The sequence below is a fragment of the Oxalicibacterium sp. genome (genome assembly GCF_035565035.1).
In the GTDB taxonomy this organism is placed as follows: domain Bacteria; phylum Pseudomonadota; class Gammaproteobacteria; order Burkholderiales; family Burkholderiaceae_D; genus Oxalicibacterium.
On record NZ_DATMTD010000109.1, the window covers coordinates 20,052 to 28,293 of the forward strand.

At 54.0% G+C, this 8,242-nt stretch carries 7 protein-coding genes; all 7 read right to left on the reverse strand.

Going from position 1 to position 8,242, the window contains the following annotated elements:
- Positions 1-38: 38 nt before the first annotated feature.
- The 7 genes from bamA to pyrH all read right to left on the reverse strand — a co-directional run bounded on the left by bamA (position 39) and on the right by pyrH (position 7,977).
- Positions 39-2,414: an outer membrane protein assembly factor BamA gene (gene bamA, locus VN114_RS11595; protein WP_325515013.1), complete on the reverse strand. Its 2,376-nt coding sequence runs from the start codon at positions 2,412-2,414 to the stop codon at positions 39-41.
- Positions 2,415-2,462: 48 nt separating this feature from the next.
- The gene (gene rseP / locus VN114_RS11600; RefSeq protein WP_325515015.1) at positions 2,463-3,830 is read right to left on the reverse strand and encodes an RIP metalloprotease RseP; all 1,368 of its coding nucleotides are present in this window, start codon (positions 3,828-3,830) and stop codon (positions 2,463-2,465) included.
- Positions 3,827-4,999: a 1-deoxy-D-xylulose-5-phosphate reductoisomerase gene (ispC, locus tag VN114_RS11605; protein ID WP_325515017.1), complete on the reverse strand. Its 1,173-nt coding sequence runs from the start codon at positions 4,997-4,999 to the stop codon at positions 3,827-3,829. The genes rseP and ispC overlap by 4 nt, the downstream gene beginning before the upstream one ends.
- A 5-nt stretch (positions 5,000-5,004) precedes the next feature.
- Positions 5,005-5,823: a phosphatidate cytidylyltransferase gene (locus VN114_RS11610; protein ID WP_325515019.1), complete on the reverse strand. Its 819-nt coding sequence runs from the start codon at positions 5,821-5,823 to the stop codon at positions 5,005-5,007.
- The gene (uppS, locus tag VN114_RS11615) at positions 5,817-6,581 is read right to left on the reverse strand and encodes a polyprenyl diphosphate synthase (protein WP_325515021.1); all 765 of its coding nucleotides are present in this window, start codon (positions 6,579-6,581) and stop codon (positions 5,817-5,819) included. The genes VN114_RS11610 and uppS overlap by 7 nt, the downstream gene beginning before the upstream one ends.
- 43 nt (positions 6,582-6,624) lie before the next feature.
- A complete protein-coding gene (frr, locus tag VN114_RS11620; protein WP_325515023.1) occupies positions 6,625-7,185 on the reverse strand; it encodes a ribosome recycling factor in 561 nt (186 codons plus the stop codon).
- A gap of 75 nt (positions 7,186-7,260) precedes the next feature.
- Positions 7,261-7,977: a UMP kinase gene (gene pyrH, locus VN114_RS11625; protein ID WP_325515025.1), complete on the reverse strand. Its 717-nt coding sequence runs from the start codon at positions 7,975-7,977 to the stop codon at positions 7,261-7,263.
- Positions 7,978-8,242: the final 265 nt, after the last annotated feature.

Sequence of the window (8,242 nt, forward strand, 5' to 3'; positions counted from 1 at the left end):
AAATTTCGACCACCGAGTTCGTATTATGCACCAAGCAATTAGAAGCCGGTACCCAACTGGAATTGGAATGCCTCTTCTTCGTCCTCAGGCTTCTTGTTCAATGGTTTACCGAAGCTTAGCTTGAGAGGCCCGATCGGCGATACCCAGCTTAAGCCAATACCAGCCGAAGCTTTTAAATCACTACCGAAACTATCATTTTCGCCGTAAACGTTACCAGCATCAATGAAGGTAAACCAACGCAACGTACGATCATTTTCCGAACCCGGGAACGGAAATTGCAATTCCGCGTTTAGGATTAATCGTTTAGATCCGCCCAATGGATCATTTGTTCCGTTCTCTTTCGGACCTAGAGACGAGCCTTCATATCCTCGCACCGAACCAATACCACCGCCATAGAAATTCTTGAAAATCGGATAAAGATCTCCACCCAAGGCTTTACCATAATTGATTTCACCGTTCAGCGCCAAAGTGGTGCTTGAAAAGAGCGGTTGGAAATATTGTTGCTGGAACGTGGCCCGATAGTATTTCGAATCCCCTGCAGGTGAAATTTCGAAATTGATACGTTGATAGCGACCCTTGGTTGGCACCAGTGCACTATCTCGATTATCTCGTTGCCAAGCTACTGTCAAAGGAATGCCCGTCGTGGAAGCACTGTGTTCACCAGGATTTGATGCCTCAGTATTACCGTTAAGGTCATTAACATAATTGATGAATCGCTCTGGGCTATCCTCTTTATCGCTGTCTTCGGCACCCAGCCCTTTATAGACTGTGACTTCTGTACGCTCCACACCAGCGCCAAAAAACACCGTATCAGATTCCGAAAATGGCACGCCAAACTTAATGTTACCTCCAGTACTGCGGAATCGATAATCACCATTACTGATCGATGGCGGTCGCGTCGTTCGCGTAAACAATTCGTAACTACGACTCACACCATCATCAGTAAAGTACGGATCCGTAGCAGAAACTGCAATCGTCCGATAACGCTTGCTGGTGTTGACGTTGATGCCAATCGTGTTGCCGCTGCCGAAAGCATTGGTCTGATTAACCCCACCGCTCAAGCTCAAGCTGTCACTGCTTGAAAAACCAGCGCCCAGCATGATGTTGCCGGTCGGTTTTTCCGTCACACTCATGTTGACGTCAACCTGATCGGTCCTGCCCGGTACATCAGGTGTTTCGACCGTGACATCGGTAAAGTAATCGAGACGATCAACACGATCGCGCGACAGTTTGATCTTCTCGCCGTCATACCAGGAATTCTCGAACTGGCGCATTTCGCGACGAATGACTTCATCGCGTGTCTTGTTATTACCGGAAATATTGATATTGCGCACATAAACGCGCTTGCCTGGATCAACCAAGATGGTGAACGCCACCTCTTTTTTCTCCCGGTTGATTTGCGGGTTGGCATTCACGTTGGCAAACGCATAGCCGAAATTACCCATGCGTTCAGAAATGTTCTTGGTGCTCGCAGTGAGTTTTTCACCGGAATAAACGTCTCCCTTCTTCAGTTGCACCAAAGAAGCCATTTCCGCTTCACGGCCGAACATTTCACCTTCCAGCTTGACGTCCGATACTGTGTACTTTTCACCCTCGCTGATATTCAGCGTGATGAAGATATCCTTCTTGTCAGGCGTGATCGAAACCTGCGTCGAGTCGATGCGCATTTCGAGGTAACCGTTATTCTGGTAGAAGGACTTCAGCGTTTCGATATCGCCAGCCAGTTTCTGCTTCGAATACTGATCTGCCTTTGTGTACCAGGTGAACCAGCCAGGTGTACGCAACGCCAGCCTCTTGACAAGATCCTTCTCGCTGTAAGCCTTGTTGCCGATGATGCTGATGTTCTTGATGCGCGCGACATCGCCTTCATCGACAGCGAAGTTGATCGACACACGATTGCGTTCGAGCGGCGTGACCGTTGTCGTGATCGATACCGAATACAGCCCGCGCGACAAATACTGGCGTTTCAGTTCCTGCTCGGCACGATCGACCAGCGCCTTGTCGAAAATGCGCGATTCGCCGACGCCGATTTCCTTCAGCGCCTTCGTCAGTTGGTCCTTGTCGAATTCCTTGGTACCAGTAAACTCCACGCTGGCAATTGCGGGGCGCTCTTCAACGAAGACGACGAGCACATCGCCTTCCGTTTCAATACGTACGTCCTTGAAGAAACCGGTTGCGTAAAGCGCCTTGATAGCAGCCGTGCCTTTTTCATCGGTATAGGTCTCGCCTACACGCACCGGCAAATAGCTGAACACCGTGCCGGGCTCGGTACGTTGAATACCTTCGACGCGAATGTCCTTGACGGTAAAGGGATCAGCCGCATTCGCATAACCTGCGCATAACGCGAGGGCGGCAATAGCAACAAGACGACGTGGGAAAAGTGGCGAAGAGAAACGCTCGGAGTGTAATTTCATCGATTATTCTAATTAAGATACTTGGTCGAACCCGGAAGGTGCGCGTCGTCAGGAAGCAAGCCGGTTAATGTCATTGAAGACTGCTACCAACATCAGCGTCATCAATATCCCCACACCTGCCCGTTGCGCGATCGCGCCAAAGCGCTCGGAAACCGGGCGGCCCGTCAAAACTTCCACAGCATAATACAGCAAATGCCCTCCATCCAGAACCGGGATTGGCAGCAGATTCATGACGCCCAAACTGATGCTGACGAAGGCGATAAAACTCAGGTAACTGATCCAGCCGATACGTGCTGTCTGACCTGCGTAATCGGCGATCGTGATCGGTCCCGTGACGTTCTTCCAGGAAACCTCGCCGACGATCATTTTGCCGACCATCTTGATCGTCATCGCGCTGGTATCCCAGGTTTTCTTGACCGCCTTGCCGAGTGCGACAACAGGATTGCTGCCGGCCGTTATCATCTCAGGCATCATTGGCACTTCTACCTTGATGCGTCCGAACGTTTGATCGTTCTGTTCTACTTTTTCAGGCGTGACGTTCATCGTCAATGGCTGACCATTGCGCAAAAGCTGGACCGCCAGCGTTTTCCCGGGTGCCGCGCGTACTGCCTCGATCAGCGCCAATCCATCCCGGATTGCCATGCCGTTGACGGCTACAACTACATCGCCTTGCTGCAACCCGGCACGCATGGCCGGACCATCGGAAACAACCTGGCCGAGCACCGCGCGTGGGCGCGCCAGATCAATCCCCAAGTTGCCGAGAAAATCGCCTTCCAGTTCTTCGGTAGAAATGCTATCAGCCGGAACCGTCACGGTCCGCAGTATCTTGCCGTCGGGTTCATTCGTCGCCGGCATTTCAACATCCATTCTGGCCGGCTTGCCATCAACCACCGATTGCACCATCAACCAGCGCAGATCGTCCCAGGCGTGAACGGCATCACCATTGATGGCTGTTACCCGCTCACCACCGCGCAAGCCGGCCTGATAAGCAATGGAATGTTCGGCTGGCGCACGCAATTTTGCCGCAGGCTCCGGAATGCCGTAACTGTAAAGTCCGGCAAAGAGAAGAATCGCCAGCAGGAAATTGGCGATTGGCCCTGCAGCGACGATCGCAATGCGTTTCCAGACCGACTGGCGCGTGAACTCACGCTTCATGTCTTCCGGCGACACGTCGACCATGTCACCTTCGCGCGCATCCAGCATTTTGACGTAACCGCCGAGCGGTAAAATCGATATCGCCCATTCGGTCTGATCCGGACCGAAACGACGCGAATAAACAACCTTGCCCATGCCGACCGAAAAACGCAGCACCTTCACGCCACACCAACGCGCCACCCAGTAGTGACCGAGTTCATGAACGATGATCAGCACGCCGAGAACGACGCCGAAAGCGACAATGGTTTGCAGCAGCATCATGGCTGGATATAGGAGTTGGCTAGAACACGCGCCCGACGATCCTGCTCGCAAACCGATTCGATATCGTCAACGGCACAGGATGGCATGGCATCCATCACGCGCGCGATCAACCGGTCGATCATGCGAAAACCGATGCGTCGGTCGAGGAATGCCTGCACCGCAACTTCATTCGCGGCGTTCATGACCGCCGGCGTTGATCCACCCGCGTGCAATGCATCATACGCCAGTTTGAGACAGGGAAAACGCTGCAGATCCGGCTGTTCAAATGTCAATTGGGCAATCTTGACCAGATCAATCGCTTCCACGCCCGAATCGATACGCTCCGGATAAGCCAGCGCATGGGCGATCGGTGTGCGCATGTCCGGATTTCCCAATTGCGCCAGCACCGATCCGTCGACATAAGACACCATCGAATGCACGACGCTTTGCGGGTGAATCACGACGTCGATCGCCGCAGCCGGCACACCGAACAGCCAGTGTGCCTCGATGACTTCAAGCCCCTTGTTCATCATCGTCGCCGAATCGACCGAAATCTTGCGCCCCATCACCCACTTCGGGTGCGCTACCGCTTCTTCGCACGTGACATGCTCGAGTGTTTCAACTGGACGCTTGAGGAAAGGACCGCCGGACGCCGTGAGCAAGATTTTCGCGATGCCATGCTGCGCCGGCACACGGCCATAACCATCCGGCAGACACTGAAAAATTGCATTGTGCTCGCTATCGATGGGCATTAACGTCGATCCGTTGGCGGCGACGGCATCCATCAGCAGTTGACCAGACATGACCAGCGCCTCTTTATTCGCCAGCAACACCTTCTTGCCGGCGCGCGCTGCGGCCAGCGTTGGCGCAAGACCGGCAGCACCCACGATTGCTGCCATCACGGCATCGCATTCATTCGCGCTTGCAACAGCACAGAGCGCTGTCTCGCCATACTCCACTTGTGTGGAAAGCCCCTGGATGCGCAGTAACTCCTGCAACTTTTGTGCAGCCGCCGCGCTGCCGACGACGGCAACTTTCGGTCGGAAACGTGCACATTGCTGCGCCAATTCCTCTACCTTGTTTTGTGCCGTCAATGCATAAATGGAATAACGGTCCGGATGACGAGCCACAACGTCAAGAGTCGATACGCCGATGGACCCGGTCGAACCGAGAATGGTGATGTGCTGCATGAGAATTACATCCAGTAGCCGACGAGAACGGCAAGAGGTAGCGTCGGAATCAGCGCGTCAATGCGATCGAGTACGCCGCCATGACCTGGCAGCAGATTGCTGCTGTCCTTCATGCCGGCACGGCGTTTGAGTTGCGATTCGAACAGATCACCGACAACGCTGGCTGCGGACATGAGAAGAAGAACCAGGACAAAACCAGGCCAACCCCAATTGAGATAAAGCTGCACGGCAAACGTGTCGTGCAAGGAAGGCACAAACAATGTCGACGCACCGACAACCAACACAATCAATGCGCCGCCGATCGCCCCTTCCCACGATTTGCCGGGAGAAATCGATGGGGCGAGCTTGCGCTTGCCAAATGCCTTGCCGCTGAAATAGGCGCCAATATCTGCCAGCCAAACGATCGCCATGACGGAAAACATGTACAGCGCGGAGTGTGAAAACAGTACAAGCAGGGAAATAAATGCACCGAGAATCGCCACGCCGTAAATACCGGTCAGCAGACGATTTCCCATTCCGCCTAGCGGCGGCATCCCCATTGCAAGTGACGGCGTCAGACGCAACGCCCAGATCGCCACACACAATCCCGGCAACAAAGGCCCTTGATCGAAATGTCCGAACAGTACCAGCCAGACAAACGCTGCCGTCCACAGACCGGCACCAATCGCCGGATGCCGATTACCGAACAGTCGCAGACACTCCCACGCCGCAGCCGCAAAGAAAACCGCCGACATGAAAGCAAAGACAAGGAACGAACCTGAAAAGATCACCAGCAGCAGCACGGCCAGCAAAACCAATGCCGTGATAATGCGGGTTTTCAGCATTTGACCACCGACGTTTGTTCGGTCAGTTGTTCGCTGGTGCGACCAAAGCGCCGCTCGCGCTTCTGATAGGAAGCGATCGCCAATCCCAATGCATTTGCATCGAAATCAGGCCAGTAGGTGTCAGTGAAATACAGCTCGGTGTACGCCAATTGCCACAGCAGGAAGTTGGAAATGCGTTCTTCGCCACCGGTACGAATGAACAGATCAGGTTCGGGAGCATAAGCCAGCGACAGAAACGACGCCAATTGCTCCTCACTGAAATCCGTCGCTCCAGGATTGGCCGCGATCATCTTGCGCACCCCCTGCATGATGTCCCAGCGGCCGCCGTAATTGGCACAGACGGTCACCGTGAGACGCGTATTGCCGGCTGTCTTGCGTTCAGCCGCAATAATCATATTGCGCAACTTGTCATCGAAACGACTCAGATCACCGACGATTTTCAGACGAATACCATTGGCATGCATCTTCGAAACTTCACGCTCCAGCGCCGTGACGAACAGACGCATCAACAGGCTGACCTCTTCCTCCGGACGGCGCCAGTTCTCGGAACTGAATGCGAAGAAGGTAACGTATTCGACGCCCTGCATCGCACACGCCTCGACGATACCGCGTACCGCCTCGACGCCTTTGACATGGCCAGCCACGCGCGGCATGAACCGTTTGGTCGCCCAGCGGCCATTGCCATCCATGATGATGGCGATATGACGCGGCACCAGCGATACTTCCGGCACAGCCTGTGTTGAACTCGACAACGTCATGGATAGGCAACCAGAAAAAAAGGAAGAAAAATCGGCAACCGACTCAAACCGTCAGCACTTCTTTTTCTTTGTCGGCGACAATCTTGTCGATTTCCACGACAAACTTGTCGGTCAGCTTCTGTACTTCGTCTTGTGCACGGCGCTCCTCGTCTTCCGAGCACGCTTTATCCTTCAGCAATTTCTTCAATGACTCATTGGCGTCGCGACGGATATTGCGAACAGCGATTTTTGCATCTTCCGCTTCGCTCTTGACGAGCTTGACCATTTCCTTGCGGCGCTCTTCATTCAAAGGCGGCGTCGGCACACGAATCATTTCACCCTGCGTCGATGGATTCAGGCCGAGATCAGCTTCGCGAATCGCCTTTTCAATCACTGCGCCCATTTTCTTTTCGTACGGTTGCACACCGATCGTGCGTGCATCGATCAGTGTCAGGTTCGCCACCTGCGACAATGCCGTCGGGCTGCCGTAATAATCGACCATCACATGGTCAAGCAGGCCGGTATGTGCACGGCCGGTGCGTACTTTCGCCAGATCGGCTTTCAAATTCTCGATCGACTTTTGCATTTTCTGCTCGGCGATCTTTTTTGCATCTGCGACAGTCATTACTACTCTCCTCTTTACTGCAAATTAAGCTGAATTGAGTCCTTCGTTGCGTGCCGGAGCAGGCATGCAACGATGTCATACATGAACCAGCGTGCCTTCATCCTCGCCCATCACGACGCGTTTCAATGCGCCCGGCTTGACGATGGAGAATACCTTGATCGGCAGCTTCTGGTCGCGGCACAAGGCAAATGCCGTCGCGTCCATCACCTGCAGATGCTTGGAAATCGCTTCGTCGAAACTGATTGTGGTGTAGCGGGTCGCATCGGGATCCTTGTTCGGATCGGCGCTGTAGACGCCATCAACCTTGGTTGCCTTCAGGACGATCTGAGCGCCGATTTCAGAGCCGCGCAATGCCGCCGCCGTATCGGTCGTGAAGAACGGGTTGCCGGTACCGGCAGCGAAGACAACAATCTTGCCCTCTTCCAGATATTGCAATGCCTTCGGACGAACGTACGGCTCGACAACCTGCTCGATGCCGATCGCCGACATCACCCGTGCAGTCATCCCGCCCTGACGCATGGCATCGGCCAGCGCCAGCGAATTCATCACCGTCGCCAGCATCCCGATGTAATCCGCCGTCGCGCGATCCATGCCCTGCGCACCAGGTGCCACGCCACGGAAAATGTTACCACCGCCAATGACAATTGCCAGTTCCACTCCCAGTTTTGCGACTTCCGATACATCGGCCACCATGCGTTCGATCGTGGCACGATTGATACCGTACGAGTCGTCGCCCATTAACGCCTCGCCCGAAAGTTTAAGGAGAACGCGTTTGTATGCTGGGGTTGTCATGGGCTGGATTCCTTGTGTTGTCCGGTTTTTCTTGCCAGGGCACATTTTATATTCGGGTACTGCCGATCCTGTCTCGTCAACTGCCGATGCCGGCATGCAGACAGAATCTTAATCGTTAACGCGTCAAGAACGCGTCAACCTCTCTCACCAAGGATACTTGATGATGTTAAAAAAACGGGCCTTTCGGCCCGATTTTTTCGCTTACGCCTGTTTTGCTGCTGCGACTTGCGCGGCCACTTCGGCTGCGAAGTCATCTTGTTTTTTC

Excerpts from the sequence above, each read along its gene's own strand:
- bamA (WP_325515013.1), bottom strand. The coding sequence starts at position 2,414 with ATGAAATTACACTCCGAGCGTTTCTCTTCGCCACTTTTCCCACGTCGT.
- rseP (WP_325515015.1), bottom strand. The coding sequence starts at position 3,830 with ATGATGCTGCTGCAAACCATTGTCGCTTTCGGCGTCGTTCTCGGCGTG.
- ispC (WP_325515017.1), bottom strand. The coding sequence starts at position 4,999 with ATGCAGCACATCACCATTCTCGGTTCGACCGGGTCCATCGGCGTATCG.
- VN114_RS11610 (WP_325515019.1), bottom strand. The coding sequence starts at position 5,823 with ATGCTGAAAACCCGCATTATCACGGCATTGGTTTTGCTGGCCGTGCTG.
- uppS (WP_325515021.1), bottom strand. The coding sequence starts at position 6,581 with ATGACGTTGTCGAGTTCAACACAGGCTGTGCCGGAAGTATCGCTGGTG.
- frr (WP_325515023.1), bottom strand. The coding sequence starts at position 7,185 with ATGACTGTCGCAGATGCAAAAAAGATCGCCGAGCAGAAAATGCAAAAG.
- pyrH (WP_325515025.1), bottom strand. The coding sequence starts at position 7,977 with ATGACAACCCCAGCATACAAACGCGTTCTCCTTAAACTTTCGGGCGAG.